The sequence below is a fragment of the Enterobacter cloacae complex sp. 2024EL-00227 genome, from assembly GCF_043945315.1.
Classification (GTDB): Bacteria; Pseudomonadota; Gammaproteobacteria; order Enterobacterales; family Enterobacteriaceae; genus Enterobacter; species Enterobacter roggenkampii.
The window spans coordinates 507,798-528,542 of sequence record NZ_JBIMQP010000001.1 but is presented as its reverse complement, the minus strand read 5'-3'; the positions used below and the strand labels follow the sequence as shown (position 1 = coordinate 528,542).

Below are 20,745 nucleotides of genomic sequence, written 5' to 3'. Positions count from 1 at the left end.
ATGCCGCTTAGCTACTGCCTCTTCGCCTCCGCTTCCCGGATGTCGGCCTTGTCGCGATTGCACTGCCCCAGAGCAGACAGCAGGCTGACATTCAAGTCCAGGCTTTGCCTCCATGACATCGGATCCGGGATTGCCGGGTAAGGCGTCTCAGCTGTCAGGTTTGCCGGGAGCGGCACCACCGGCACCCTGACGTAAACTGTCCGCGTATTGTTGCATCCGCTTAACTGCGCCATCAGGAACAGGACGGCGAGCACAGTCATCGTTCGCAACAGCAACCTTGATATCTTCCGAGGCTCCCGATGCGTCCAGTGCGATCTGCTCTTTTGCATGCTGATTTGCCTCGGAGATGGTGTTGAAGATGGTCATGGTGGTCAGGACGTTAGAGGTCACTGACTCAGCAGCGGTAATCTGCTGCTCAGCGGTTTCAGCGCGAGTCTGCTGCTTACTGGCGGCGTTGTGGTAGTGCATTGCCAGCCAACTAAGGCAGACAATCAGGCAAACCACAACCGCGGCGATGATGGCGGTAAGGCGGCTCACTGATCAATCCCCCAGCACGCCAGCGCACTTTCCTGATCACGACGCTCAACCTGACCGTAACATCCATTCTTTTGGCCTTTGGTAAGGCGACAATCCCGTCCGCCGTCTTTAATCCACCAGCGGATAGCCTCACAGGCACCTTTCCGGTCTCCGGCGTTGATTCGCTGGTAAAAGGTGGATGGATAGCACTTTCCGGGGCCGATGTTGTACGGACAAAACGATGCGATGCCAACTTTCTGCGGCTCTGTCAGAGGCACTTTGATATTCCGGTCGACCCAGGCAAGTGCTTTGTCACGCTCAATAGCGTTCACTTTTTTGCATTGCGCTTCGGTGGCGGTCATGCCCTTCACGACACGCTTGCCGTCAATAACCGTCACGCCATGGCATAGCGACCAGACTCCACCAGGATCCATGACGGCCACGAGAGCATTGCCTTCCTTCTCACTAATGAACTGGTCAAACAGGACTGGCGCTGATGCTCCAGCGGCGAGCAGGGATAGCATGGCGGCGCTGAGTTTTGCTCTTGTCGATGCCATGTTAATTATCCTGTGGTGGAGCGGTAATGTAGCCCTTCTTGAGGGCCTTCTCGTATGCCTTGGTCTGGCGTCTTTTGAAGTAGAGGTTGGTAAGGTAAGTGGCTATACCGATAAGAAAACCGCCAATCACTGCAACCTTGTTCCAGTCGAGGTCGTGCAACCATTGCAAAATGCCGCCTCCACAAATAAGACTGCCAGACACGCAATACGAGACTGCGGATGCGATTTTGTCAGGCATATATCGGATCATCTCTTTCTCCTCGCGTATTGGCGGGAGCTGTGTGTAATGGGTCAGGCCCTCGGGACGATTTAACAAGAAGGCATGTCGAGGATGGTTCCCGGAGCCTGAAATAAAAAAGCCCGCGACAGGCGGGCAATATGGGGGTAAGGCAATGTCGGCTCGTTGGCCGAAGGGTCCCAGGCAGTGGGTTCTGGTGCCGGGCAAAGGAATCGAACCTCTGACGCGCAGCTTACAAGGCTGCCGTTCTGCCACTGAACTAGACCGGCGAATCTGGCGGGACAGGAAGGATTCGAACCTTCGACCATTCGGTTAACAGCCGAACGCACAACCGCTGTGCTTCTGACCCTGAAAAGAAAAAGCCCCGCACGATGGCGAGGCTTCGAATTCATTCATGTTACACACAACACTGGCAACATATACGAATTAGTTTGCTCATTTGTTCATTAAATTGCAAGCACGTTGTGTGATTTATTTGCAATTTTCCTCACATTTTCGCGATCGATAAACGCATTTTGCAGAGGCTGGTATAAACAGAACAGTGAAGCATTGATGATTTGCTTCACCTCTCTCCGGATTGTCGAGATGCTTGGGTGTTTATACTGGTTGCCGCCACGAGTCTTCATCAGGCGAGGCTTACTTACTGCATGCTGCCATGATGCAATTCGGATCTCGCTGGAGTTGCAGACGTAGTAGGCGAAGATAACCCGCCAGGCATTTTCATCCACATTCTTCAGGTAGTGGCGAATGACAGCATCAATGAGCATCCCGTCATCATCACTACATACCGGCCGTGATGCTTGCTGGGGCTCGACGGTAGCCATGAATCTGGCAATCATGTTGATCATCGCTTTATCAATCTTGCCGGTCTGGCACCATGCGCCCCACAACTGGAGCCACTGGTCTACCCATTGATGCTGGTCGTTGGTTAATTCCAGTTTCATTATGCGGCTTCCTTCTGTGGCTGATTGGTTTTGGTCTTGCTGTGCTTTGCTACTGGCGGCAGGTTGGCGCGCTTAACGCTTTCTGCCTGGTACCGGAGGAAGTCGGTATGGTTCATGCGGCCTCCTGTCGGCGGGCCCGGCGTTTTTCCACCGCGCGGGCTTTACGGGTGAAGATGGATTTGATGCGCTGCAGGTATGGGATGTCGAATCGGCGGACAGAGTTATCGTTGTTTATCGCCTCGACTTTTTCGGCACCGATGCGCTCAATAAGGCCCTGTTCAAATGCTTTTTGCGCGCCGTCCCGATCCCGGTTGCAATAGACACACTGGGCAGCGGTATTGTGAAGGTTGAAAGCCAGGTGCGCAGCTGCGCCGCGGGTGCGGTAGTGGCCGCAGTCCATCGTTCCACCAAACTTCTGCTCCGGCAGCCTGCCGCAGCTGATGCATGGCTTACCGGCATCCCTCAGACGGACATACCGGTTGAATGCCGCCTGCGCTTCCGATCTCCACTGCGGTTTCGTTTTTAGCGCCACCTTTCTCGCTTTCAGATCCCGGCGTTCCGCGCGCTCTTTATCTTTGCTCTCCTTGATGCGCTTAGCCGCGGCTTTCACCTTCTCCTTTTGACGCTCTTCCATCGCGAGGATTGCGCCGTGCTCCGGGCAGCACCAGCGGATCCGGATGTCGTGGAATTTCGGCACGAAGTATTCACCGCATACTTTGCACTTACGGCGGGATGGCTTACGCATGGCTCCTCCGTGCCGCTAGGCGCAGCCATTTCTGATCCACCAGACGGGCGGTGTAGTCTTTCAGGGTCGGGACGTCGGACGGCTTAACCGCTGGCTTGCTCTGGCGGCGCGCCGGAACGCGGAAGATTTCATTGGTGATGACGCGGGAAAGTGGAGTAGACATCAGGCCTCCTGCTTATCGCGCAGCTGCTGGTATTCACAGCTCTGCGGAATGGTCAGGTGGCATCCAATATTCATCGCCCAGGCTTCGACTTTGCACAGGAAGATGTACATCTCGCCGGTTTCAAGATCGGCGGTATGGCGGAGGGATTGGACGGTGGTGACCTCTCCGGACACGACGTCTACCCGGTCTTTGCTTTCGTATCCGAGATAGGTGTGCTTCATCGCGTCCTTGACCCACTCAGGCGTGGCGAAGGTCTTGCCGCGGGCGATGAGGTACTCGCTAATTTCCGTGTACCACATGTGGCTGAGCGCGTTCTGCGACAGGCTGCGTTTCTCGCGCCACGGCTTAACCTGCAGGCGGAAGCATTGGCCGGCATCCAGCAATGGCTGAATCTGCTGACCTATGGCCGCGAAGTTGCCGCGATGGAGTTTGATGCCGTCTACTGGAAGAGTCATACGGCCTCCCTAACGGAAACCGCAGGATGCAGAAAATCGCAGGTGCATTTCTGCATCTGTGACAAGGTGAGGAGTTCAGATTGTTGTCGCATTTAAGTCCCCTTAAATGCGAAGAAGTCACCGGAGTTGTTCAGGCTCCGATGACTTAATTATGGATGGATGATTATTGGAAATCAAACGTTGCTTGACGTTTAGTTATGCGTCGAATGGCTACTTAGGGATGGTTCGACAAAATTAAATGGCGGACGCTTTTTTTAACTTCCACTTGGGGCCTTTCTCCTTCGATTTATTCTCACTTTCAAATGCATCTTTTGCATTGTTGCATCCGCATTGATGGCAAACGTAGTCGCCACTCCACCCTCTGCGAGTAACTTCTTTTCCGATAGCGATTGAACCACAATCAGGACAGACCATAACACCCTCCGGTTAGAATTTAACTGCATTATGATGGTACCAATTCAAATCCGGAGGGAAAGCTCATTTACAAAATAATCTTTTTATTTCAATAGTATAATATTGTTTAAACGCGGTTATCGCACATGCAGTGATTATTGATAGGAATTACCGCACAGTTGGCTTTGGCGCTGCTGAAATCATCGCCTCCCAGCAAAGTTTCGCCCGGTGCGCTGCTTGCTGGCACCCACTCATGGCGTCGTATGCTTCCCACTCCTTCTCGTCACTGAAGCTCTCATCAGGCTCTGATTCGAACCCATTGACGATCATGTCTTCTGTAGGCTCAATCGGCACCAGAACCCAACCATCCGGAATCACCGGAGAGTTGCCAGCGATCATAATGGTGGGTTCACCGGAATGGTTGAATTCTTCAATCGCCGCCTTCAGCTTTTCTGCATCACCCGGCAAGAGATTACCGTCGATAAACATTACCGGTCGAACCATGTCGAGATCACCCTCGGAATGGTCCGTTAGCGCTTCCTGATAGCGTCCAAGTTCCACGTACTCCTGACATGACCACCCGCCATCAATAAAATCGCGCGCTTCAACAGCGTCGAAAGTGAACGATGTTTCACCGCCAGTTGGTGAGGTTAAGCCGTACAGGTCTGCTACCGGCTTAAATTGCGTGACTGGTATGGTACCTTCATTGGTGAGGGTACCATCTGCACCCTGAAGCATGGCGGCGCACATTGCGTCATATTCAGAAATTGGCTGCAACCTGTATCCATCCGGCACAGATACCGGCGCTGGCGGTGCTGCATAAAGCGCCTGACAACTCCAACCGGACCAGTGGGCACCTTCAGCCCTCTCATCATCTTCCGGCCTAATGAGAGAAACTTCACTCGGGTGTTTTCTGTGTGACCACAGCCACGCTACGGGTTCTGCTTTTGCTGGCGCTGGAGGGGCGGTGCGATACAGAAGCACATCACCCATCTCTTTTCTGGATGCTGGCCATACATCTGCATCAGCGCCAGATTTGAGATAATCAAGATTGGACTGGTCGATAACGCACACAGCCTCCGCTTCGAGCGATGCCAGCGCAATACGCGCCAGTTCATTCAGGATTGCCACATCAGCGTGACCGAGGGTGTAACCAGCTTTCAAATCGGCAACTGCTTGGACGGCATGTTTGTCGATGTCGCTCATTGGTCGGCTCCTTCAATGAGGAAAGTCATGCTTTCGAGTTTCTTTTTTTGCTTCTCAAGAGACTTTATTTTCGCCAATCGACGACGCTCGCAATCAGCTAAAGCATCAGCCTCATTCAGCCAAAAATCCTTACCGTGAGCTGTCGTTAAATAGCACCCAGGAAGCCTGTACGAAGCCATTGTTCCGCCATGTGATACATCGGCCATAATTTTAAACGGACCACTTGAAAGCGCGTACTTTGTTACGATAATTTCAGTTAACTCTTGATTGCTCATACCCCTACCCTCCCCCAAACCATCAATACTCGCTTCATCGCCGGACTGTTCCGGCACTCCTGGCAGATCACGTTTGTGTCCGTCCGCTGAATTAACTTCGACTTGCCCTGTTTCATGCCCGGTATCGTGTCAGGGGCGAAGCGCATTCCATAGCTGGTCAGACTGTAAAGGCGCTGGCCGTATTTGCCTTCGCAGCTGATCAGCCCATCGGCCAGCAGCGTGCTAACCGTCCCGGATATCTTTTTGGTGTCCATGCCGATAAGCGCTGCCAGTTTGGCGTTGTTCAGCCCTGGGTTGTTGCGCAGGGCGGCCAGTACCTGCTCACGGATTGTTATGGTCATTGGATAAGCCCTCTATCTTTCCCGCGCTGATACTCTTCCCAGAGCCATTGGGCTGGGGTCAGAGCCCCGAGAGTCGCTGCGTTTGGCATGCACCCGAAGCTTTTTCCTTCCGGGTGATAACCGGCCTGACGGCTCACGTGATTCGTCGGGATCACTTCATCAGAATTCTCGAGCGCCAGGACGGGAGACGGTATTTTTTCCCCACCAGCAACTTTCAGCGCCCATTCCTCAAGTTTTTTTGACGCGTATTTTTCAGTTTCAGCTTCGCTCAGCTGGCGCTGGTACATGGCTCTGCGCGTGTCGGTAACAATCCAGTACATGACGTCATGAGACCACGGGAAAGCTTCTGCTCCGCCGGTATGCAGCCCTTTTTCGCGGCTATACCGATGGAACTCATTCATCACGTCAGCCAGGCCAATGCCAAGCACCGTGCCGCTATCTTTGCACCACTTGATGAACTGCCCAGGAGACGGCCAGAACGGCGTGGCGCTTGCTCGGGCATGCCGAACGCCAGCCGATAGCTGCTCTCTGGTTCTGATGCCGTTTTCGGAGAACGCCGCGATCCACTGACGCTTTGCCGTCTTCTCGTCAGCGTCGGTCTTCAGGTTGGTCTGAGATGCCGCCGGGAAGATCTGCTTCAGTTGGCGAAACAGCGAATCGACCAGGTTCTCAGCTTCGATGTTGATTACGTTTTTGGGGTCGTAACTACCGGACATCCGGGCAAACGCCTCGCCGTCACGGTTCTGAATTGCTGCCATCAGTTGCATTGTCACAGGAAGTCCTCCCAGCCTTCACGGCTATTCCAGTGCGGGGTTTCTGGCTCACTGCGGCTGCGCTTTGATGCCAGGGGGTTAACGCGGGCGTTTCGGATCCAGACACGGAAGGCTGAATTCCAGTCAATCAGGGTTGTGCCTCGCGCTGTGTGGTAGTCACGGAAGTTGAGCAGCTCGGTTTCGATGCTTACCCCTTTCTCGGCAGCCATGGAGATATGCTCTGCAGAGGGTTTGAATTGAGCGGGGAAAGGAATTCCGCTACCTGTTGGCAGACCCATTCTGGTCTTCGCTGCTTCGCTCACAAAACCATCGCGCCCAGAGAGAGAGTTAGGTTCTTTGACTGGTTCAAAAGAGTGACTGATTCCGGGTGAATCTCCTTCACTACCCCCTAGTGAATCTGCCGCACCCCCTAGTGAATCTGCCGCACCCCCTAGTGAATCTGCCGCACCCCCTAGTGAATCTGCCGCACCATCAAGATTGAGGATGTAGACATTGCTGGAATTTCCTTTTGGCCCCTTCCTTGTCTCCTTTTTGAGCAACCTACAGTCGCAGAGGGCTTCGATATGAGTCATTACTGTTCGGCGGCTGATTTCACACTGATCAGCTATGTATTGGTATGACGGCCAGCACTCACCTGCGTCGCTGGCGTTGTCAGCTAACTTCAGGAGAACAAGCTTGCGCAATGGGTTCCCTACTTTCATCCCCATCACTCTGACCATTAATGACATGCTCACTTGTTGTCCTCCTGAGGATTTACATATTTGAAATTGCCCGGCATAATTACTCCCGTTACTTGGCGTAACACAGTGTCTTGAAAGCCGTTGCTGCTACCAACAGCGCGGCTTTCGCCCTTTCTGCGTTCATGCTTCAAAATCTCCCTTCACTCCATCCCTGTTAGAAATCAGGATGGCCAGCAGCAGCGACATGCTCGGCACCAGGTTCTCCCGCCACCGGCTTACGGTTGATTTGTTCACGCCAGCTACTTCAGCGATCTTGGTTGTCCCAAGATCTGCGATTTGCCGCTGCACCCAGCTCTCAATTCGTCGTGCCTCCGCTTTGTTGCGTGTCGTTAAGGTTTCCATTTGCGATACTTCCTCTCATGTAATTGGTTATGGCCGCCGTTAAGCGGCATGGTTCTCTGGGTGTGGAAACAGGTCGGGAAGATCAGGTCGAATTTCGTGTGCCTTAATCTCGCCACCAGTAGCGTTTACGATGGCTGTTACTTTTTCCGGAGATACGGAACCACCGTTAAGCCACTTGTGAACCGCTGGCTGGCTAACTCCGCAAATATCTGCGAGTCGCTTCTGGCTGCCAACGATTTCTAAAGCTCGTTGAATAACTTTGTTCATGGATTTTACCTATCCGATTACTGGATTAATGAAAAGATAACCCAAGTTATGGGCATTGTCCATAACCTTTGTTATTTTACTCTGCATAACCTCGGTTATATATTGATAAGATGAAAACATTTGCAGAACGACTGAACGCGGCTATGTCGGCCGCTGACATATCTCAAGGACAGTTGGCTGATAAAGTCGGTATATCCCAGCCTGCAATTCAAAAGATGACGTCAGGTAAAACGAGCGGCAGCCGTAAGATGGTCGAGCTAGCTCATGCTCTGGGTGTAAGGCCGGAATGGCTTAGTTCTGGAGTGGGGGAAATGCGGATTGATGGTAATGTGCCATCGGCGGCCCAACCGGTCTCGGAAACAATTGATGTCTTTCGGGTTGATGTTTTAGACCTGAAAGTAAGCGCTGGTCCGGGGTCTTTTATGATTTCTGAATTTGTTGAGGTCCTGCATGCTATTGAGTTCACAACTGAGCATGCCAGATCTCTTTTCGGGAACCGCACTCAAAATGATGTGAAGGTGATGACCGTAGACGGCGACAGCATGTGCCCGACAATACAGTCTGGCGATCGCCTCTTCTTTGACGTTTCAGTGAGGAACTTCAAAGTTGACGGGGTGTACGCTTTTGTTTTCGGCCAACACTTCCATGTTAAACGCTTGCAAATGCAAGGTTTGCAACTGGCTGTGCTATCTGACAATCCAGCTTACAAAGACTGGTATGTGACAGAAGAAAATCAGGACCAGTTGTACATCATGGGTAAGGCGCTGATCCATGAGTCCATTGCTTACAACAAGCTTTGACAGCTGGGGCTTCTGCAAGGTGTTCTGGTCGGCGCATAGCTGGTAATGACTGCTTTAAGGTTCACATAAAAAGACACAAGCACCTCGATAAAAACACAGCACAAAAAAGCATGTGAAATGCTTAAGTATGTTAAAATAAAGGATCTAAAATGAGCAAATTTGGATGTGATATGAGCAGGCAACTTACCGTTTTCGATGAAACATCACCCATGACTTTTGATGACTTCGCCAGGGAAAATGGAGTTACCTACTGGCTCGCATCAGATTTGGCTATGATGCTTGGTTACAATGGGATGGATCAAATCCTCAAAGCCATTAATAAGGCCACGTCAGTATGCGTGAATCTCGACATTCCCGTGTATGACAACTTTATCCAGATGCCATCTGAAAATGCGGTCAATGATTTTAAGCTCACAAGGTTTGCATGCTATCTGACTGTTATGAATGGTGACATTGGAAACAGTAAAGTCGCTAATGCACAAGCATATTTTGCTGGGCTAGCAGCTGAGATACAAGCGGCGTACCATAACCATGACGCCGTCAACCGTGTATATTTACGTGGCGAAATCACATCACGAGAAAAAACTCTTAGCCACGTAGCCCATAAGCATGGGGTTGTAGATTATGGACTGTTCCAGAATGCCGGTTATCGGGGCATGTATAACATGAACTTACGACAACTGAAGGCCAAGAAAGGTCTTTCTGACAAAGATGGCACCATGCTTGATTTTATGGGAAGTGAAGAGTTGGCGGCTAATATATTCCGCATCACGCAAACTGAAGCCAGAATCAGGAACCAGAACCTTCAGGGTCAGGGCCAGTTAGAAAATGCTGCTGAGATCGTTGGTAGATCGGTTCGCAATGTAATGATATCCAACACCGGTACAGCACCTGAAAATATTAAGCTTTCCCAGGACAAAATCCAGAAAGTTAGAAGCAGCATTAAAAAAACACACAAGGCGCTTGTAAAGCACGACAAAAACAAGCCTTAATCCTACAGTAGAATAGCCTAAACACCCGGCCCCGCGCCGGGTTTTTTATTGCCCACCCATAAAGCTATCCGCCATTCTGCCGATAACTATTCAGCCTGAAGCTGATAACAATAACTATCGCAACACGACCTGCCCGCCCGTGCGGGCTTTTTTATTGCCCCTTCCTCACCAACTCCGCAGCATCCCTGTTAGCTCCCTTCCCTGTCACGTTTCCTGTTTCCTTCCGGTACTGCTCCAGCTTGTCGATGATGTTTTGCTGGGTCATGGGTAAATCAGCCAGTGACAATTCCATCACCGCCCGCCCCATCGCCTGAATTTTCATGCTTATACGCTCTTCATCCAGAACCATGCACATCCCTCCTGCTGTTTTTTTAAGCATAGCACTCATGATTTACAAAAATAAATTCATTTAGTTATCATTAATTTATAACTTATGTGATTGATATTATAAATTAGGTTATTGCCATCACTCATAACTAAGGTTATCTTTAATCCATCGAAACGAAACATCGACAGCTGAGCGAAGTTAGCCAGCGGCGAAGTGGAGATTCGGTCAGTCGAACGGCGCGACAGTAAACCATGCGTCGGACCATAGGCGGGCTCAGGAAGAGCGGCAATTATGGCTAAACGATTTACCGGCAGCTCTTTGCGAGGGGCTGACGGCAAATCTACTCCACTTATTTAAAAGAGACGGTATATGGATAATCAGGATAATGAGTTAAGAAAGGTTGTTCAGGAACTTGCTGATGAAGAAGGCATCAGCTTTTCCGATGCCCTAGATGTTTCGATTAAAGCGCTGCGTTATGAGGTAGAGCGCAGAAAATCGTTTAACGGTGAAGCTGCTTGTGATGGCTCTGCAATTACTTCTTAGCCAAGTACCAAGAGGTGTCTGCGGCTTCGGAAACCAGTACGTAATAGCTTTGCTTTACACTACTAGCTATACCTCTGACTTCCTCTCTAACGTTATATGCAGTTGATGTTTTTACGGTTGTATATTCAGCTGTTGGGAGGTTAAACCAAGTGCCATTACCATCCTGTATCTCACGCGAATAACCCTTTGCTTTCATCTTTTCATGAAGATTTTCATAGTCTTCAGAATCAGCGCCGCGCAACTCAACTCGAACAATATATCTTGCCATAAGAAGATTCCTATATTGACTGTGGAATGAGCAACATATCAGTTTCCTTTGACTGTGGAAAGCAAAGGGACACGGGCCGGGCGTGGATAAAAATCCCGGCACCAACCATCGCAAAGCCGCCACCTGAGCGGCTTTTTTCATACCTAAGAAACTTCGCAGAGGTTTCTAAGTTATGAGACGGCGGCCATCCACCGCCCATTAAAACACTGAATAAATGCGTTGAAGTCTTGTATTAACCGTTCCGTTCGCCGCGATAAGGCCAAGAGGATTTATGAGTGATTTGGAGTTGGGCTTAAAGATATACGCATTATGGTTTGTCGGGACGTTTCTGCTCGACATAGCAATCAACTCGCTGACGAAAAAAGAGCATCGCCAGCCACTTTCAAAACTAGCCATTGACCATGTACGCATGTCTTCCGCAATAACCATTGTGGGCCTGATTGTGTGCGGTATGGGCTGGTTCTTATTCAAGGTGGTGTGAGATGACAGTCACCCACAACGGCAAGCAGTACACCGCCAAAAAGCTCAACGATAACGAGTGGCAGCTGACGTCGGTATCGAACCCGCGTGAAAAGATGACGCTTAACCGCCAACAGATGAATATCGCTGGCCTCCTGAAACAGGTTGAGGTGAAGGTATGATCAATCATCACTTGCTGCGCGCCGCGCAGAGCAAAGCAGCCATCGCTCTGTTTATCGGTGATGGCGCCATGTGGATGGCAGCCTACGACGAAATGAAGGTCGCCATCGGTTATCCGTGGCATCGGGGAAAGTCGAATCAGCGTGGAGGTGAGCATGCAATGGGTTAAATACTCTGAACGCAAGCCTGATTCCGCCGGCGTTTATATGTGGCGAATGGGTAGCCGAAAAGTTAAAGGTCTTACGGTTATTGCCCGGGCGAAATTTCGCCTTCGCGGCGCTGGTTATGAAGATGTTCTCTCACCTGAATTTGACCGTTGGGATGGATATTCCGTTATTGTGCCAGGCGAACTTCAATGGTCTGATGATGATGGCTCGCTACCTGACATTTCTTTCGAAAATCTCCCTGAAGCAACAGAATGTCCATTTTGCAAACGACAGCCAGTAATTAAAGCGTTCGAATGGAATCGCGGATGCAGGATTGCTCCTGAGCCATACATCCTAAATCAGTTCCAATTGAAGTGCTGTGGTTGGATAGCTCCTGTCACCTTCGATTCACCAATCACAGCCATAGAGTCATGGAACTCAAAACTTTCTAAGTAACCACCCTATTCAACCGATCGGCCTGGCCTAACCGGGAGGCATTGCCATGCTTTCAATTCAGAGGTTAAAGGAATTGTTTCACTACGATGCAGAGACAGGGATTTTCACCAGGCTCAAAACAGCAGGTGGAATGGTTCCTGGAACTATAGCCGGATCATTAAATCCCTTTGGCTATCTTCGTATCTCAATCGACCACGAAAGATATTTGTGCCACCGGCTTGCATGGTTTTATTCCTATGGTTCATGGCCCGAGCACGAAATAGACCACATAAACGGCATAAGAACTGACAACAGGTTATGCAACCTCAGGGACGTTCCTCACTGCATTAATCAGCTAAATAAGCTCTCTCCAAAAAACAACACAAGCGGCGTCAAAGGCGTTTATTGGAATAAGAAAGATAAACGCTGGCACGCACGCTGCTCTATCGACGGCAAAAAATACCACCTTGGCAATTTCACCGACCTTAATGAGGCCAGGGCCGTTGTCGTTGCAGCAAGAGAGCGCATGCACGGCAAGCATGCCGTTCATGAAGAAAGAAAACCGGAGAATCTATGAACGCATACCTCACTTACGACCGCATCGAAGATCGGCGCTGGGTTGAACAGCAACTCACAGACGAGAAAGAAAAGTGGATCGACGACCGGGCACAGCAAATCATCGACATGATGCCAAAAGAGCCGTCCGGCCTCTTCCACTTCTCGGTCCCGATTGACTCCAGCCCATACGAAGGACTTCGCAGCGATGACGCTGGTAAGGCCTACAACGATTTCATTTCGGCAGTTGCTTATGCCCAGGCGGAATACGACTGGGAACACCGGACCGGCTGCCCGTTCTGAATACTGAGGATTGAACAATGGCATTATTCCAACGCGCCACCAATACACAGGCTTTTCTCAAGGCCGGAATTATGGGTTTTGCCGGTGACGGCAAGACCTACACAGCCAGCGAGTTAGCAATTGGCCTTGTGCTGCTGATGCGACAGCGTGGTATTGCGGCAGGTGATCGACCGGTCATGTTCCTTGATACAGAAACAGGTTCTGACTGGGTTAAGCCAAGATTTGACGCTGAAAACATCGAACTGTTTACTGCAAAAACCCGCTCATTCGTCGATCTTCTTGAAGCTGTCAACGAAGCAGAAGCCAATGGCTCTGTGATGATTATTGACTCCATTAGCCACTTTTGGACGGGGTTATGCGACGAATACGCCAAACGACGCAATCGCAAGCGCGGGCTTGAGTTCTCGGACTGGGCATGGCTCAAGCAGGAATGGCGGCGGTTTACAGACAGATTTGTTAACAGCCAGGCGCATATCATCATGTGCGGCCGAGCCGGGTATGAATACGACTTCTTTGAAGGCGATGACGGCAAGAAACAACTGGCTAAAACCGGTGTGAAAATGAAGGCCGAAACCGAAACCGGATATGAGCCTTCCATCCTGATTCAGATGGAAAAGCAGATGAATATCGAAACCGGTCAGGTTTGGCGTACTGCTCGTGTTTTGAAAGATCGCTCAACTCGCATTGATGGCCAGGTCTTTTCAAACCCGACATTCAAAAACTTCCTGCCTCACATTGAATTTCTGAACCTTGGCGGAACACATTTAGGCGTTGATACATCTCGCGATAACGGCGTTCTGTTTGCCGATGATGGAGTTCCTGCATGGCAAAAAGAGAAGCGCGCGAAAGAAATCGCGCTGGATGAAATAGTCGAGTTGCTGAACAAGTATCACGGCGGCACGACAAACGACGCCAAGCGAGCAAAATCCAACCTTCTTGAGAAGGTTTTTGCCTCTCGCTCATGGGAAAGAATCAAGGGAATGGACTGGCCTACCATCAAGGCTGGGCGAAATGCTCTGTGGCTGGAACTTGAAGGCGTTGAGTATGCATTCCCTGATCCTCAACCTGAGACAGAAAGCGAAATTGATACTCCTGCGTTTGATGAAGACATACCGCAATGAAGCGCACACCCTTCTACCGCCGGCCCGGGCGAACCGGGCAATTCTCCGGCCTCCGTGAGCGCGTTATCTGGATGATTCAGACGCGCGGCCGCCCGATAACCGGTAGCGAAATCGCTGAGAAGTTTGGCGTAACGCTCATCGAGTTTAACCGGGTAGCCAACGGCATTACCCGCGGCACCGGACAGATAGCGCAGATCGTTGAGTCGGAAAAGTGGATCAACGAGGAAGGCATCTGCGACCGGACTTTCGACTTGGTAACGAAACCAAAGCTCGTAACGCCGCAAGGTAAATCGCGCCTGTTCACCCGGCGCGCTATAGAGCAATCGCAGGAAGGTAGGCGGCAGGAGTGCATAGCGCGGGCCGCCCGCCGTCGCCGCCTGATTGCTCAGGGCCTCTACATCGACGAAATGGAGTCAGTGCTATGAAAGCATGGTCACTCGAAGAGCTGGCGCTGCTGTGGCGACACTCAAACGCCGAAGCCGCGGAAATTACCGGCCGCAGCATTGAAGAGGTCGGGGATAAGCGGCTGCAAACCAATATTGAGCGTAATGGCTGGGATGTTAACGATCCGGAGCGGGAGGATGCATGACTGGAAAATACTCTCTTATCTACGCAGATCCTCCCTGGTCTTACGGCAACACCAGCAGCAACGGCGCCGCTGCCGATCACTACTCCACCATGAAGCTAATCGACATCAAGCGCCTGCCAGTCTGGGAACTTGCCGCCGATGACGCGGTGCTGGCGATGTGGTACACCGGCACGCATAACCAGGAGGCTATCGAGCTGGCCGAGGCTTGGGGATTTACCGTTCGCACGATGAAGGGCTTTACCTGGGTGAAGCTGAATCAGAACGCGGAACTGCGCATCAACAAGGCACTATCCGATGGTGAAGTAACCGACTTTTACGACTTCCTCGATCTGCTGAACGCCGAGACGCGCATGAACGGCGGCAATCACACACGGGCCAACACTGAAGACTTGCTGATTGCTACCCGCGGCGCCGGGCTGGAACGAAAGCATGCCGGGATTAAACAGGTTGTCTACAGCCCGCTCGGCGCGCACAGCGAAAAGCCATGGGAAGTTCGGCGCCGGCTGGAGCTTCTTTACGGCGATGTACCTCGCATCGAACTGTTTAGCCGAAGCGCAGCGCCAGGCTGGCACCACTGGGGAAACCAGTGCGACACCGCCGCGGTTGAATTGCTACCCGGCTGCGTCATCGACGTCGTGAAAACGGAGGCCGCATGACGCCAGCAAATGAAAACGCCGTCCGCGCAGCCTGCCGCCGCTGCACCGAGGAAATCCAGCAGGCAATGCGCAAGAAGCCAAAGCCTAACTGGAACGAAACGGTGCCTCCCATCATCAACAAGCATCATAAGAAAATTGAAGCTCTGGGAGTTAGCCTCCTGGAGTTCGTCGTATACACAGGGCGGCTTAATCGCCGCTTCGGAGTTGAATCGTGAAGGTTAAGACTGAAGATTTAGTAGGCATCCAGCTTGATTATGCAGCAGCGCTAGCAACCGGTCAGAAGGTGGATTTTGAAGCTGATACCGGGTGTCTTTGGTTTGAAGAGCGCGATGTGTGGTTCACTTGGAGCCCTTCAACGGAATGGGCTCAATGCGGCCCAATGATGGAGAGCTTATCCATCAGCTGCTATCAGTCAGCAGACCCAGCTACTGGCAAGTTGTACCACTGGGTTGGAGTGAATGAACTGGTTTCGCCTGGCCGACGCCGGGGCCTGGTTGCTGACAATCCACGCACAGCCATTTGCCGCGCCGTTGTATTTGCAAAGCTCGGTCATGAGGTGGACATACCGGACGAGTTAGCCGAAAAGGAGCCAGCATGAAGGTACTAATAACCAGGTCGCTAAAGCGGCCTTTTTTATTGCTGGCGTTCACATTCAACCGAATTAACCGACAGTTCCGGGAGCACCCATGAAACGAACATCCATAGCATTAGCTGTCATGGCTGCCGCCTGTACGTCACTTAAATCGTGGAGCATCGCAGAAATTTCCCCTTCCCTTTATATCGGGAATAGCTATCCGGTTAGTGGTGGAAAAACTGGAATTGCAGCGGCGCGTCGAGCCGCCAAGAAACGCAGGAGGGCACGAAATGGCTGACATCATCGACACCGCCGCAGAGATTGAAGAGCTTCAGCGTAACGCTGCCCTTTCCGCTCACCGGATCAACCATAACGCCGTATCAGCTGAGCGTTGTGAAGAATGCGAAGAACCAATTCCCGAGCCGCGGCGCGCTGCCGTTCCCGGCTGCCAGACATGCGCGGAGTGCCAGAGCGTCATCGAATTGAGGAATAAGCAGAGGGGGATCCAGTGAAAGAGCGCGGAATGATTTTTAACGGCGAGATGGTTCGCGCCATCCTCGACGGCCGGAAGACGCAGACGCGGCGCATCATGAAAGTTCAGCCGTCTGATGGATTCCACCCAACACATAACGGTTACGATCTGGATTTAAACGCCCACTGGTACACGCCTGGCATGGTCGATAAAAACGGATACCTGCAGCCTGCAAAGAAAGATGTGTTTGGCGTTGCTGATGAGAATGAAGGCTATACCTGCCCGTTCGGTGCCGTCGGCGATCGCATCTGGGTGCGGGAGACGTGGGGCGTAGTGAGTCATGAACTGGATGAGGACGGTCGCATTCAACCATGGAGCCCTGACCGTCCTGCCACAGCCATTCACGAAATGCCGTTTGGTAATGGTTACTACACTGGTCACGCTATTTACGCAGCAGATGGAGAGTTTACTTGGGGTGACGACGATGGCTATGAAGATGGCCGTTCGTGCTGGAAGCCATCTATCCACATGCCTCGCGCAGCCTGTCGCATTCTGCTGGAAGTTACCGGCGTTCGGGTGGAGCGATTGCAGGCCATTACCCTTGGGGATATCTGTAAGGAAATCGGCTGCGGTCTTTACGACTTCCGCCCTGCCACTTATGGCTTTCAGGTGTGGGAAGATCTGTGGAAGTCGATCTACGGGGAAGAAAACTGGCAGGCGAACCCATGGGTCTGGGTAATCGAATTTAAGGTGGTTCCCAATGTTCAGGATAATCCAGAGGGTTAATTCACATGATTGAGAATTTTTCAGAAGGGGAAAAGCGCTGGCGCCTAACGCTGATCGAGCGTCTTCCAAGGGAGAGCGGCAAGAACAGGAAAGGTAAGTTCATCTGCGAATGCGGAAATGAGACCGTCGCAGTTATCAGCAGGGTTAAATCTGGCCTTACGAAATCTTGCGGCTGCCTGAGCCGGGAGGTTTCCGTCAGGCTCAGAACTAAGCATGGCCAGCATGGTTCTGAAACTTATGGAACGTGGTGCGCAATGCTGTCTCGGTGCGAAAACCCCAGCAACGTAAATTACAAAAATTACGGAGGTCGTGGGATTACTGTTTGTGACCGCTGGCATGAATTCAGCGAGTTCTTTGCTGATATGGGTGAAAGACCACGCGGAATGACCATCGATAGGATTGACAATAATCTTGGGTATTTCCCCGGGAACTGTCGATGGGCCACTAAGTCTGATCAGACCAAGAATCAGAGGAAAAGGAGTGGCTGCACATCAAATTGCAAAGGGGTTAGCCTTACCAAGCATGGTCGATGGGAGGCGCACATCTCAATTGATGGGAAAAGAACCTCTCTTGGAAGATTCGACACCGAGGAGGAGGCGTCCGCCGCTCATCAATTAGCCCGAGCTAAAAGAGATGAGAAACATGCAGAGTCTGATTTCTAACCTACCGATTTCTGATGATTATTACTCTGATCGCCACGGCGCACCCTGCAAAATCATCCGCGCTACCCACGAAGTCATCCACTACATCCGCAACGGTCGCACCTGCATCGCCAGCATGGGCCGCTTTCAGCATGAATTCGAGCCGCTGACCAAAGCACAGACTAAGCGGATAGCCGAAGAAATCGAAACAGCAAACACCTGAAGAAGCTGCGCGCCCAGCGTGCGGCATGAGGAGGAATTATGCGCATTGAAGAGTTACCGAAGCTACCGAAGCTGTTCCGCGTTATCGAGGTTGATCTGGATGTGCTACGCAATGGCATTGGTTCAGGTTGGGGAGTGATTTTCGACCAGGACGCCATCGTTAAGCGAAAGGTCCGCCGAGTGAAGCATGACGGCGGCTGGAAGTGGCAACTGGTTCGGGAATGGCACGATCAGGAGTTGTGGGATTACTGCTTCGAGCAGGACCGAGAATGCCTTGAGAACCTCAACTACGACCTTGGATTATTGCGCTGACGCAACTGATAGCCAGTTATGAGCTGGCTATTGGGTGCGAAAGCACTGCTCCGTTATCCCTTTTGCCCGGCCCCGCGCCGGGCTTCTTTTTACAGGTGACAAAATGAAAAAAGGTTTACTGCTCCTGGCTGTTCTGGCGCTGTCAGCGTGTGATGTGAATGATGCGGATGTGGCCAGCCGCAACGTCAGCAAAGCCGCGGACAATTTCGAAGCTCAGCGTCGCTTTGTTTTTTATAACGGCATTACCGGCGAATTTATGCTGGAGATCACCGGACTTTGCTCCAAAGACAATACCAGCACCGATCGTACCCTGGGCGTCATCTGCAAGACCGGGCCGGGCGTCTACAAAAAGCACATGCTCGGCCTATCAGATAACGTGACCTGGTTCATGGAAGATCTGAGCGGCACGAACGCCAGCGTGAACCATTATCGCGTCACCTTCAAACCTTCCGTAATCATCCCTGACATCGATATCCGCTAACCACTTTTACAGCAGGAGCGCCCCATGCAATCAAATCCCATGACCTGGCTCATCGCCGCACTTATGGCGCTGGGCGCTCTCATCTCATTTCTTCACGAACCGGAAGGTGTGCAATGGCTGCTTTTAATGTGGGCGCAATAGTCCAGAAGAAGACCGGCGGACTGACGGGGATAGTCGAAAGCCTGATGGAACCGGAAAACGATAAGGCCCGGGTTTATGTCGCTTGGGATGGCGGCACTTATCAGATCCATTACGAATACGAATTGCGCGCGGCCACTCCAGACCAGCCGCAGTTTTATAAAACGATGTCATAGGAGCGACCATGAGCGAAATTATTCAAATCGTGCCCAGTGACTGGGTGACAGAAGACCTGCTTGTGAAGATGACAGGGCTACGCCCGGGAACGATAGCGCGGGCCCGTAAAAAAAGCTGGCTCTGCGGCAGGGAGTACGTCCACATGTCGCCGGACAGTGTCCCAAAGGAAAACAGCGAGTGCTTGTATAACCACAAAGCGATCGACCAGTGGGTTGAGAGCCTCAAAAAGAAACAGCCAGGTGCGCGCCAATGAGGATCCGTTTATGCTTAGCGGGCTCTTGGACGTCAGGAGGGAATAATGGCTAAGTCAGCATACCCAACAGGCGTGGAGAATCATGGCGGTACGCTCCGCATATGGTTCATCTATAAAGGCAGCCGGGTACGTGAAAGCCTCGGCGTGCCGGATACACCAAAAAACAGGAAAGTCGCTGGCGAGCTGCGTGCGTCGGTGTGCTTTTCGATAAAGACCGGCAACTTCAACTATGCCGCACAGTTCCCTGACTCGCCGAACCTGAGAAAGTTTGGAGTGGAGAGCAAGGAAATCACAGTGCTGGAACTGGCGAATAAGTGGCTGGAATTGAAACGCATGGAGATCAGCACCAACGCGATGTCTCGTTATACATCTATAACGCGCAATATGGTGCCACGGATCGGCGGGGACAGGCTGGTTTCTGCGGTGACGCAGGAAGACCTGCTGTTTATCAGGAAGGAATTGCTGACCGGTTATCAGACGTTGAAGGCGGGGCATCGTACGCCTGTAAAGGGAAGGACAGTCAGAACGGTCAACAACTACATGAAGACCATGGCTGGCATGTTCAAGTTCGCTGCTGAAAGTGGTTATGTGAAGGTAAGCCCGTTCACCGGGATAGCCCTTCTCAAACGTTCGCGTTGCGAGCCTGATCCGCTCACCCGCGATGAGTTTGTCAGGCTGATTAACGCTTGCGCCACCCAGCAACTGAAAAACATGTGGTCGCTGGCAGTGTACACAGGCGTGCGCCACGGTGAACTGGTGTCGCTGGCCTGGGAAGATATCGACCTGAAAGCAGGAACGATGATGATCCGCCGAAACCACACGTTGACGAAGGAGTTTACCCTTCCGAAAACCGAGGCCGGGACAAACCGCATCATCAACCTTATTCAGCCAGCTATTGACGTGCTGAAGAACCAGGCCGAACTAACACGCCTGGGTAAGCAGTATCAGTTAGAGGTGAAACTGCGAGAGTTTGGTCGCACAGAAGTGCATCCGTGCACATTTGTGTTTAACCCACAAAAAGGTTTGCGCAATGGCCGTGCAGGGCATCATTACGCGGTGGGGTCGATCAACCAGTCGTGGGAGGCAGCAATGCGACGCGCCGGGATTCGCTATCGCAGAGCATACCAGTCCCGACACACGTATGCATGCTGGTCGTTGGCCGCCGGTGCTAACCCGAACTTCATCGCGAAGCAAATGGGCCACACCGACGCGCAAATGGTTTACCGGGTGTACGGATCCTGGATGGCTGAAAATAACCAGGACCAGGTACTCATCCTCAACCAGAAACTGAGTGAGTTTGCCCCATCCATGCCCCACGCAGTGGGATCGGATGATTATTAATTATAAATATCATTAGGT

40 protein-coding genes, 2 tRNA genes and 1 pseudogene are annotated in these 20,745 nt (G+C 51.7%); 24 read left to right on the top strand and 19 right to left on the bottom strand.

Annotated elements, in window-relative coordinates:
- Positions 1-11 precede the first annotated feature (11 nt).
- The 17 genes from ACHH0Z_RS02480 to ACHH0Z_RS02400 all read right to left on the bottom strand — a co-directional run bounded on the left by ACHH0Z_RS02480 (position 12) and on the right by ACHH0Z_RS02400 (position 7,955).
- Entirely contained in the window at positions 12-260 is a 249-nt protein-coding gene (locus ACHH0Z_RS02480; RefSeq protein ID WP_239519682.1) for a hypothetical protein, read from the bottom strand.
- Positions 148-537, bottom strand: coding sequence for a DUF2570 domain-containing protein (locus ACHH0Z_RS02475; RefSeq protein ID WP_045407466.1), 390 nt, complete (start codon positions 535-537; stop codon positions 148-150). The genes ACHH0Z_RS02480 and ACHH0Z_RS02475 overlap by 113 nt, the downstream gene beginning before the upstream one ends.
- Positions 534-1,073, bottom strand: a complete 540-nt coding sequence (locus tag ACHH0Z_RS02470) for a lysozyme (RefSeq protein ID WP_045407469.1) — start codon at positions 1,071-1,073, stop codon at positions 534-536. Before ACHH0Z_RS02470 ends, ACHH0Z_RS02475 begins: the two co-directional genes overlap by 4 nt.
- A gap of 1 nt (position 1,074) precedes the next feature.
- Positions 1,075-1,323, bottom strand: coding sequence for a class II holin family protein (locus tag ACHH0Z_RS02465; RefSeq protein ID WP_008499363.1), 249 nt, complete (start codon positions 1,321-1,323; stop codon positions 1,075-1,077).
- A 182-nt stretch (positions 1,324-1,505) separates the two neighbouring features.
- A tRNA-Thr gene (locus ACHH0Z_RS02460) sits at positions 1,506-1,580 on the bottom strand.
- A gap of 5 nt (positions 1,581-1,585) precedes the next feature.
- Positions 1,586-1,660: transfer RNA gene (locus tag ACHH0Z_RS02455), tRNA-Asn, on the bottom strand.
- Between the two features lie 97 nt (positions 1,661-1,757).
- Positions 1,758-2,255 (bottom strand): antiterminator Q family protein, encoded by a 498-nt coding sequence (locus tag ACHH0Z_RS02450; RefSeq protein ID WP_045407471.1) that lies wholly within the window; start codon positions 2,253-2,255, stop codon positions 1,758-1,760.
- A 112-nt stretch (positions 2,256-2,367) separates the two neighbouring features.
- Positions 2,368-3,000: a recombination protein NinG gene (locus tag ACHH0Z_RS02445; RefSeq protein WP_045407473.1), complete on the bottom strand. Its 633-nt coding sequence runs from the start codon at positions 2,998-3,000 to the stop codon at positions 2,368-2,370.
- The gene (locus ACHH0Z_RS02440) at positions 2,993-3,163 is read right to left on the bottom strand and encodes a NinE family protein (RefSeq protein WP_045407476.1); all 171 of its coding nucleotides are present in this window, start codon (positions 3,161-3,163) and stop codon (positions 2,993-2,995) included. Before ACHH0Z_RS02440 ends, ACHH0Z_RS02445 begins: the two co-directional genes overlap by 8 nt.
- Positions 3,163-3,618, bottom strand: coding sequence for a YbcN family protein (locus ACHH0Z_RS02435; protein WP_032619423.1), 456 nt, complete (start codon positions 3,616-3,618; stop codon positions 3,163-3,165). Before ACHH0Z_RS02435 ends, ACHH0Z_RS02440 begins: the two co-directional genes overlap by 1 nt.
- Positions 3,619-4,179: 561 nt before the next feature.
- Positions 4,180-5,217 carry a hypothetical protein gene (locus ACHH0Z_RS02430; RefSeq protein ID WP_239519681.1) on the bottom strand — a complete coding sequence of 346 codons (1,038 nt, stop codon included), beginning with the start codon at positions 5,215-5,217 and terminating at the stop codon, positions 4,180-4,182.
- Positions 5,214-5,492: a hypothetical protein gene (locus ACHH0Z_RS02425; RefSeq protein WP_032655972.1), complete on the bottom strand. Its 279-nt coding sequence runs from the start codon at positions 5,490-5,492 to the stop codon at positions 5,214-5,216. The genes ACHH0Z_RS02430 and ACHH0Z_RS02425 overlap by 4 nt, the downstream gene beginning before the upstream one ends.
- Positions 5,489-5,833: a winged helix-turn-helix transcriptional regulator gene (locus ACHH0Z_RS02420; RefSeq protein ID WP_045407478.1), complete on the bottom strand. Its 345-nt coding sequence runs from the start codon at positions 5,831-5,833 to the stop codon at positions 5,489-5,491. Before ACHH0Z_RS02420 ends, ACHH0Z_RS02425 begins: the two co-directional genes overlap by 4 nt.
- Positions 5,830-6,600: a replication protein P gene (locus ACHH0Z_RS02415; RefSeq protein WP_045407481.1), complete on the bottom strand. Its 771-nt coding sequence runs from the start codon at positions 6,598-6,600 to the stop codon at positions 5,830-5,832. Before ACHH0Z_RS02415 ends, ACHH0Z_RS02420 begins: the two co-directional genes overlap by 4 nt.
- 2 nt (positions 6,601-6,602) lie before the next feature.
- A complete protein-coding gene (locus ACHH0Z_RS02410; protein ID WP_395149489.1) occupies positions 6,603-7,340 on the bottom strand; it encodes a helix-turn-helix domain-containing protein in 738 nt (245 codons plus the stop codon).
- A gap of 126 nt (positions 7,341-7,466) precedes the next feature.
- Positions 7,467-7,688: a CII family transcriptional regulator gene (locus tag ACHH0Z_RS02405; protein WP_045407486.1), complete on the bottom strand. Its 222-nt coding sequence runs from the start codon at positions 7,686-7,688 to the stop codon at positions 7,467-7,469.
- A 39-nt stretch (positions 7,689-7,727) separates the two neighbouring features.
- Positions 7,728-7,955, bottom strand: a complete 228-nt coding sequence (locus ACHH0Z_RS02400) for a helix-turn-helix domain-containing protein (protein WP_016042179.1) — start codon at positions 7,953-7,955, stop codon at positions 7,728-7,730.
- 110 nt (positions 7,956-8,065) lie between these two features.
- On the opposite strand from ACHH0Z_RS02400, the gene ACHH0Z_RS02395 reads away from it, so the two are divergent.
- Positions 8,066-8,755: a helix-turn-helix transcriptional regulator gene (locus ACHH0Z_RS02395; RefSeq protein ID WP_016042178.1), complete on the top strand. Its 690-nt coding sequence runs from the start codon at positions 8,066-8,068 to the stop codon at positions 8,753-8,755.
- A 149-nt stretch (positions 8,756-8,904) separates the two neighbouring features.
- A complete protein-coding gene (locus ACHH0Z_RS02390; protein ID WP_045407489.1) occupies positions 8,905-9,747 on the top strand; it encodes a BRO family protein in 843 nt (280 codons plus the stop codon).
- 151 nt (positions 9,748-9,898) lie between these two features.
- On the opposite strand, the gene ACHH0Z_RS02385 is transcribed toward ACHH0Z_RS02390, so the two are convergent.
- Complete coding sequence (locus ACHH0Z_RS02385) at positions 9,899-10,096, bottom strand: hypothetical protein (protein ID WP_032665526.1); 198 nt, start codon at positions 10,094-10,096, stop codon at positions 9,899-9,901.
- Positions 10,097-10,444: 348 nt separating this feature from the next.
- On the opposite strand from ACHH0Z_RS02385, the gene ACHH0Z_RS02380 reads away from it, so the two are divergent.
- A complete protein-coding gene (locus ACHH0Z_RS02380) occupies positions 10,445-10,618 on the top strand; it encodes a hypothetical protein (protein ID WP_157916909.1) in 174 nt (57 codons plus the stop codon).
- Here ACHH0Z_RS02380 and ghoS read toward each other — a convergent pair.
- Positions 10,608-10,886: a type V toxin-antitoxin system endoribonuclease antitoxin GhoS gene (gene ghoS, locus ACHH0Z_RS02375; protein ID WP_045407492.1), complete on the bottom strand. Its 279-nt coding sequence runs from the start codon at positions 10,884-10,886 to the stop codon at positions 10,608-10,610. The genes ACHH0Z_RS02380 and ghoS overlap by 11 nt on opposite strands.
- Before the next feature lie 271 nt (positions 10,887-11,157).
- Between ghoS and ACHH0Z_RS02370 the strand changes: the two genes are divergently transcribed.
- From ACHH0Z_RS02370 to ACHH0Z_RS02270, 21 genes and pseudogenes are all read left to right on the top strand, one after another.
- Complete coding sequence (locus ACHH0Z_RS02370) at positions 11,158-11,367, top strand: hypothetical protein (protein ID WP_001281305.1); 210 nt, start codon at positions 11,158-11,160, stop codon at positions 11,365-11,367.
- 1 nt (position 11,368) lies between these two features.
- Entirely contained in the window at positions 11,369-11,527 is a 159-nt protein-coding gene (locus ACHH0Z_RS02365) for a hypothetical protein (protein WP_045407494.1), read from the top strand.
- Complete coding sequence (locus tag ACHH0Z_RS02360) at positions 11,524-11,694, top strand: host cell division inhibitory peptide Kil (RefSeq protein ID WP_045407497.1); 171 nt, start codon at positions 11,524-11,526, stop codon at positions 11,692-11,694. Before ACHH0Z_RS02365 ends, ACHH0Z_RS02360 begins: the two co-directional genes overlap by 4 nt.
- Positions 11,681-12,127, top strand: coding sequence for a hypothetical protein (locus tag ACHH0Z_RS02355; RefSeq protein ID WP_131622775.1), 447 nt, complete (start codon positions 11,681-11,683; stop codon positions 12,125-12,127). The genes ACHH0Z_RS02360 and ACHH0Z_RS02355 overlap by 14 nt, the downstream gene beginning before the upstream one ends.
- Before the next feature lie 46 nt (positions 12,128-12,173).
- On the top strand, positions 12,174-12,683 hold the full coding sequence (locus ACHH0Z_RS02350) for an HNH endonuclease (protein WP_045407500.1): 510 nt from the start codon (positions 12,174-12,176) through the stop codon (positions 12,681-12,683).
- Entirely contained in the window at positions 12,680-12,964 is a 285-nt protein-coding gene (gene gamL / locus ACHH0Z_RS02345) for a host nuclease inhibitor GamL (protein ID WP_045407503.1), read from the top strand. The genes ACHH0Z_RS02350 and gamL overlap by 4 nt, the downstream gene beginning before the upstream one ends.
- 17 nt (positions 12,965-12,981) lie before the next feature.
- Positions 12,982-14,085: an AAA family ATPase gene (locus ACHH0Z_RS02340; RefSeq protein WP_023294199.1), complete on the top strand. Its 1,104-nt coding sequence runs from the start codon at positions 12,982-12,984 to the stop codon at positions 14,083-14,085.
- Positions 14,082-14,510: a hypothetical protein gene (locus ACHH0Z_RS02335; RefSeq protein ID WP_023294200.1), complete on the top strand. Its 429-nt coding sequence runs from the start codon at positions 14,082-14,084 to the stop codon at positions 14,508-14,510. The genes ACHH0Z_RS02340 and ACHH0Z_RS02335 overlap by 4 nt, the downstream gene beginning before the upstream one ends.
- Complete coding sequence (locus ACHH0Z_RS02330) at positions 14,507-14,674, top strand: hypothetical protein (protein ID WP_023294201.1); 168 nt, start codon at positions 14,507-14,509, stop codon at positions 14,672-14,674. Before ACHH0Z_RS02335 ends, ACHH0Z_RS02330 begins: the two co-directional genes overlap by 4 nt.
- A complete protein-coding gene (locus ACHH0Z_RS02325) occupies positions 14,671-15,330 on the top strand; it encodes an MT-A70 family methyltransferase (RefSeq protein ID WP_045407506.1) in 660 nt (219 codons plus the stop codon). The genes ACHH0Z_RS02330 and ACHH0Z_RS02325 overlap by 4 nt, the downstream gene beginning before the upstream one ends.
- Entirely contained in the window at positions 15,327-15,545 is a 219-nt protein-coding gene (locus tag ACHH0Z_RS02320; protein ID WP_032667228.1) for a hypothetical protein, read from the top strand. Before ACHH0Z_RS02325 ends, ACHH0Z_RS02320 begins: the two co-directional genes overlap by 4 nt.
- On the top strand, positions 15,542-15,928 hold the full coding sequence (locus tag ACHH0Z_RS02315) for a phage protein NinX family protein (protein ID WP_045407510.1): 387 nt from the start codon (positions 15,542-15,544) through the stop codon (positions 15,926-15,928). Before ACHH0Z_RS02320 ends, ACHH0Z_RS02315 begins: the two co-directional genes overlap by 4 nt.
- A gap of 266 nt (positions 15,929-16,194) precedes the next feature.
- Positions 16,195-16,416: a TraR/DksA C4-type zinc finger protein gene (locus ACHH0Z_RS02310; RefSeq protein WP_045407513.1), complete on the top strand. Its 222-nt coding sequence runs from the start codon at positions 16,195-16,197 to the stop codon at positions 16,414-16,416.
- Entirely contained in the window at positions 16,413-17,162 is a 750-nt protein-coding gene (locus ACHH0Z_RS02305; RefSeq protein ID WP_045407516.1) for a hypothetical protein, read from the top strand. Before ACHH0Z_RS02310 ends, ACHH0Z_RS02305 begins: the two co-directional genes overlap by 4 nt.
- A 5-nt stretch (positions 17,163-17,167) precedes the next feature.
- Positions 17,168-17,824 (top strand): AP2 domain-containing protein, encoded by a 657-nt coding sequence (locus ACHH0Z_RS02300; protein ID WP_052672912.1) that lies wholly within the window; start codon positions 17,168-17,170, stop codon positions 17,822-17,824.
- Positions 17,805-18,055: pseudogene (locus ACHH0Z_RS02295) on the top strand (DUF4222 domain-containing protein). Before ACHH0Z_RS02300 ends, ACHH0Z_RS02295 begins: the two are co-directional and overlap by 20 nt.
- A gap of 9 nt (positions 18,056-18,064) precedes the next feature.
- On the top strand, positions 18,065-18,337 hold the full coding sequence (locus ACHH0Z_RS02290) for a hypothetical protein (protein ID WP_039023866.1): 273 nt from the start codon (positions 18,065-18,067) through the stop codon (positions 18,335-18,337).
- A gap of 103 nt (positions 18,338-18,440) precedes the next feature.
- Positions 18,441-18,818, top strand: coding sequence for a hypothetical protein (locus ACHH0Z_RS02285; RefSeq protein ID WP_045281533.1), 378 nt, complete (start codon positions 18,441-18,443; stop codon positions 18,816-18,818).
- 113 nt (positions 18,819-18,931) lie between these two features.
- A complete protein-coding gene (locus ACHH0Z_RS02280; RefSeq protein ID WP_045407519.1) occupies positions 18,932-19,132 on the top strand; it encodes a hypothetical protein in 201 nt (66 codons plus the stop codon).
- 8 nt (positions 19,133-19,140) lie between these two features.
- Positions 19,141-19,386 carry an excisionase family protein gene (locus ACHH0Z_RS02275; RefSeq protein ID WP_024198029.1) on the top strand — a complete coding sequence of 82 codons (246 nt, stop codon included), beginning with the start codon at positions 19,141-19,143 and terminating at the stop codon, positions 19,384-19,386.
- A gap of 45 nt (positions 19,387-19,431) precedes the next feature.
- Positions 19,432-20,727, top strand: coding sequence for a site-specific integrase (locus ACHH0Z_RS02270; protein ID WP_045407522.1), 1,296 nt, complete (start codon positions 19,432-19,434; stop codon positions 20,725-20,727).
- The last annotated feature ends 18 nt before the right edge of the window (positions 20,728-20,745 follow it).

What these genes read in the sequence shown, in the direction of transcription:
- ACHH0Z_RS02395 (WP_016042178.1), top strand. Translation starts at nt 8,066, where the DNA reads ATGAAAACATTTGCAGAACGACTGAACGCGGCTATGTCGGCCGCTGAC.
- ACHH0Z_RS02430 (WP_239519681.1), bottom strand. Translation starts at nt 5,217, where the DNA reads ATGAGCGACATCGACAAACATGCCGTCCAAGCAGTTGCCGATTTGAAA.
- ACHH0Z_RS02350 (WP_045407500.1), top strand. Translation starts at nt 12,174, where the DNA reads ATGCTTTCAATTCAGAGGTTAAAGGAATTGTTTCACTACGATGCAGAG.
- ACHH0Z_RS02440 (WP_045407476.1), bottom strand. Translation starts at nt 3,163, where the DNA reads ATGTCTACTCCACTTTCCCGCGTCATCACCAATGAAATCTTCCGCGTT.
- ACHH0Z_RS02270 (WP_045407522.1), top strand. Translation starts at nt 19,432, where the DNA reads ATGGCTAAGTCAGCATACCCAACAGGCGTGGAGAATCATGGCGGTACG.
- ACHH0Z_RS02390 (WP_045407489.1), top strand. Translation starts at nt 8,905, where the DNA reads ATGAGCAAATTTGGATGTGATATGAGCAGGCAACTTACCGTTTTCGAT.
- ACHH0Z_RS02330 (WP_023294201.1), top strand. Translation starts at nt 14,507, where the DNA reads ATGAAAGCATGGTCACTCGAAGAGCTGGCGCTGCTGTGGCGACACTCA.
- ACHH0Z_RS02380 (WP_157916909.1), top strand. Translation starts at nt 10,445, where the DNA reads ATGGATAATCAGGATAATGAGTTAAGAAAGGTTGTTCAGGAACTTGCT.
- ACHH0Z_RS02415 (WP_045407481.1), bottom strand. Translation starts at nt 6,600, where the DNA reads ATGCAACTGATGGCAGCAATTCAGAACCGTGACGGCGAGGCGTTTGCC.
- ACHH0Z_RS02340 (WP_023294199.1), top strand. Translation starts at nt 12,982, where the DNA reads ATGGCATTATTCCAACGCGCCACCAATACACAGGCTTTTCTCAAGGCC.
- ACHH0Z_RS02445 (WP_045407473.1), bottom strand. Translation starts at nt 3,000, where the DNA reads ATGCGTAAGCCATCCCGCCGTAAGTGCAAAGTATGCGGTGAATACTTC.
- ACHH0Z_RS02370 (WP_001281305.1), top strand. Translation starts at nt 11,158, where the DNA reads ATGAGTGATTTGGAGTTGGGCTTAAAGATATACGCATTATGGTTTGTC.
- ghoS (WP_045407492.1), bottom strand. Translation starts at nt 10,886, where the DNA reads ATGGCAAGATATATTGTTCGAGTTGAGTTGCGCGGCGCTGATTCTGAA.
- ACHH0Z_RS02465 (WP_008499363.1), bottom strand. Translation starts at nt 1,323, where the DNA reads ATGATCCGATATATGCCTGACAAAATCGCATCCGCAGTCTCGTATTGC.
- ACHH0Z_RS02275 (WP_024198029.1), top strand. Translation starts at nt 19,141, where the DNA reads ATGAGCGAAATTATTCAAATCGTGCCCAGTGACTGGGTGACAGAAGAC.
- ACHH0Z_RS02360 (WP_045407497.1), top strand. Translation starts at nt 11,524, where the DNA reads ATGATCAATCATCACTTGCTGCGCGCCGCGCAGAGCAAAGCAGCCATC.
- ACHH0Z_RS02300 (WP_052672912.1), top strand. Translation starts at nt 17,168, where the DNA reads ATGATTGAGAATTTTTCAGAAGGGGAAAAGCGCTGGCGCCTAACGCTG.
- ACHH0Z_RS02320 (WP_032667228.1), top strand. Translation starts at nt 15,327, where the DNA reads ATGACGCCAGCAAATGAAAACGCCGTCCGCGCAGCCTGCCGCCGCTGC.
- ACHH0Z_RS02470 (WP_045407469.1), bottom strand. Translation starts at nt 1,073, where the DNA reads ATGGCATCGACAAGAGCAAAACTCAGCGCCGCCATGCTATCCCTGCTC.
- ACHH0Z_RS02450 (WP_045407471.1), bottom strand. Translation starts at nt 2,255, where the DNA reads ATGAAACTGGAATTAACCAACGACCAGCATCAATGGGTAGACCAGTGG.
- ACHH0Z_RS02290 (WP_039023866.1), top strand. Translation starts at nt 18,065, where the DNA reads ATGCGCATTGAAGAGTTACCGAAGCTACCGAAGCTGTTCCGCGTTATC.
- ACHH0Z_RS02310 (WP_045407513.1), top strand. Translation starts at nt 16,195, where the DNA reads ATGGCTGACATCATCGACACCGCCGCAGAGATTGAAGAGCTTCAGCGT.
- ACHH0Z_RS02425 (WP_032655972.1), bottom strand. Translation starts at nt 5,492, where the DNA reads ATGAGCAATCAAGAGTTAACTGAAATTATCGTAACAAAGTACGCGCTT.
- ACHH0Z_RS02435 (WP_032619423.1), bottom strand. Translation starts at nt 3,618, where the DNA reads ATGACTCTTCCAGTAGACGGCATCAAACTCCATCGCGGCAACTTCGCG.
- ACHH0Z_RS02405 (WP_045407486.1), bottom strand. Translation starts at nt 7,688, where the DNA reads ATGGAAACCTTAACGACACGCAACAAAGCGGAGGCACGACGAATTGAG.
- gamL (WP_045407503.1), top strand. Translation starts at nt 12,680, where the DNA reads ATGAACGCATACCTCACTTACGACCGCATCGAAGATCGGCGCTGGGTT.
- ACHH0Z_RS02400 (WP_016042179.1), bottom strand. Translation starts at nt 7,955, where the DNA reads ATGAACAAAGTTATTCAACGAGCTTTAGAAATCGTTGGCAGCCAGAAG.
- ACHH0Z_RS02355 (WP_131622775.1), top strand. Translation starts at nt 11,681, where the DNA reads ATGCAATGGGTTAAATACTCTGAACGCAAGCCTGATTCCGCCGGCGTT.
- ACHH0Z_RS02365 (WP_045407494.1), top strand. Translation starts at nt 11,369, where the DNA reads ATGACAGTCACCCACAACGGCAAGCAGTACACCGCCAAAAAGCTCAAC.
- ACHH0Z_RS02325 (WP_045407506.1), top strand. Translation starts at nt 14,671, where the DNA reads ATGACTGGAAAATACTCTCTTATCTACGCAGATCCTCCCTGGTCTTAC.
- ACHH0Z_RS02480 (WP_239519682.1), bottom strand. Translation starts at nt 260, where the DNA reads ATGACTGTGCTCGCCGTCCTGTTCCTGATGGCGCAGTTAAGCGGATGC.
- ACHH0Z_RS02280 (WP_045407519.1), top strand. Translation starts at nt 18,932, where the DNA reads ATGGCTGCTTTTAATGTGGGCGCAATAGTCCAGAAGAAGACCGGCGGA.
- ACHH0Z_RS02335 (WP_023294200.1), top strand. Translation starts at nt 14,082, where the DNA reads ATGAAGCGCACACCCTTCTACCGCCGGCCCGGGCGAACCGGGCAATTC.
- ACHH0Z_RS02420 (WP_045407478.1), bottom strand. Translation starts at nt 5,833, where the DNA reads ATGACCATAACAATCCGTGAGCAGGTACTGGCCGCCCTGCGCAACAAC.
- ACHH0Z_RS02285 (WP_045281533.1), top strand. Translation starts at nt 18,441, where the DNA reads ATGAAAAAAGGTTTACTGCTCCTGGCTGTTCTGGCGCTGTCAGCGTGT.
- ACHH0Z_RS02385 (WP_032665526.1), bottom strand. Translation starts at nt 10,096, where the DNA reads ATGGTTCTGGATGAAGAGCGTATAAGCATGAAAATTCAGGCGATGGGG.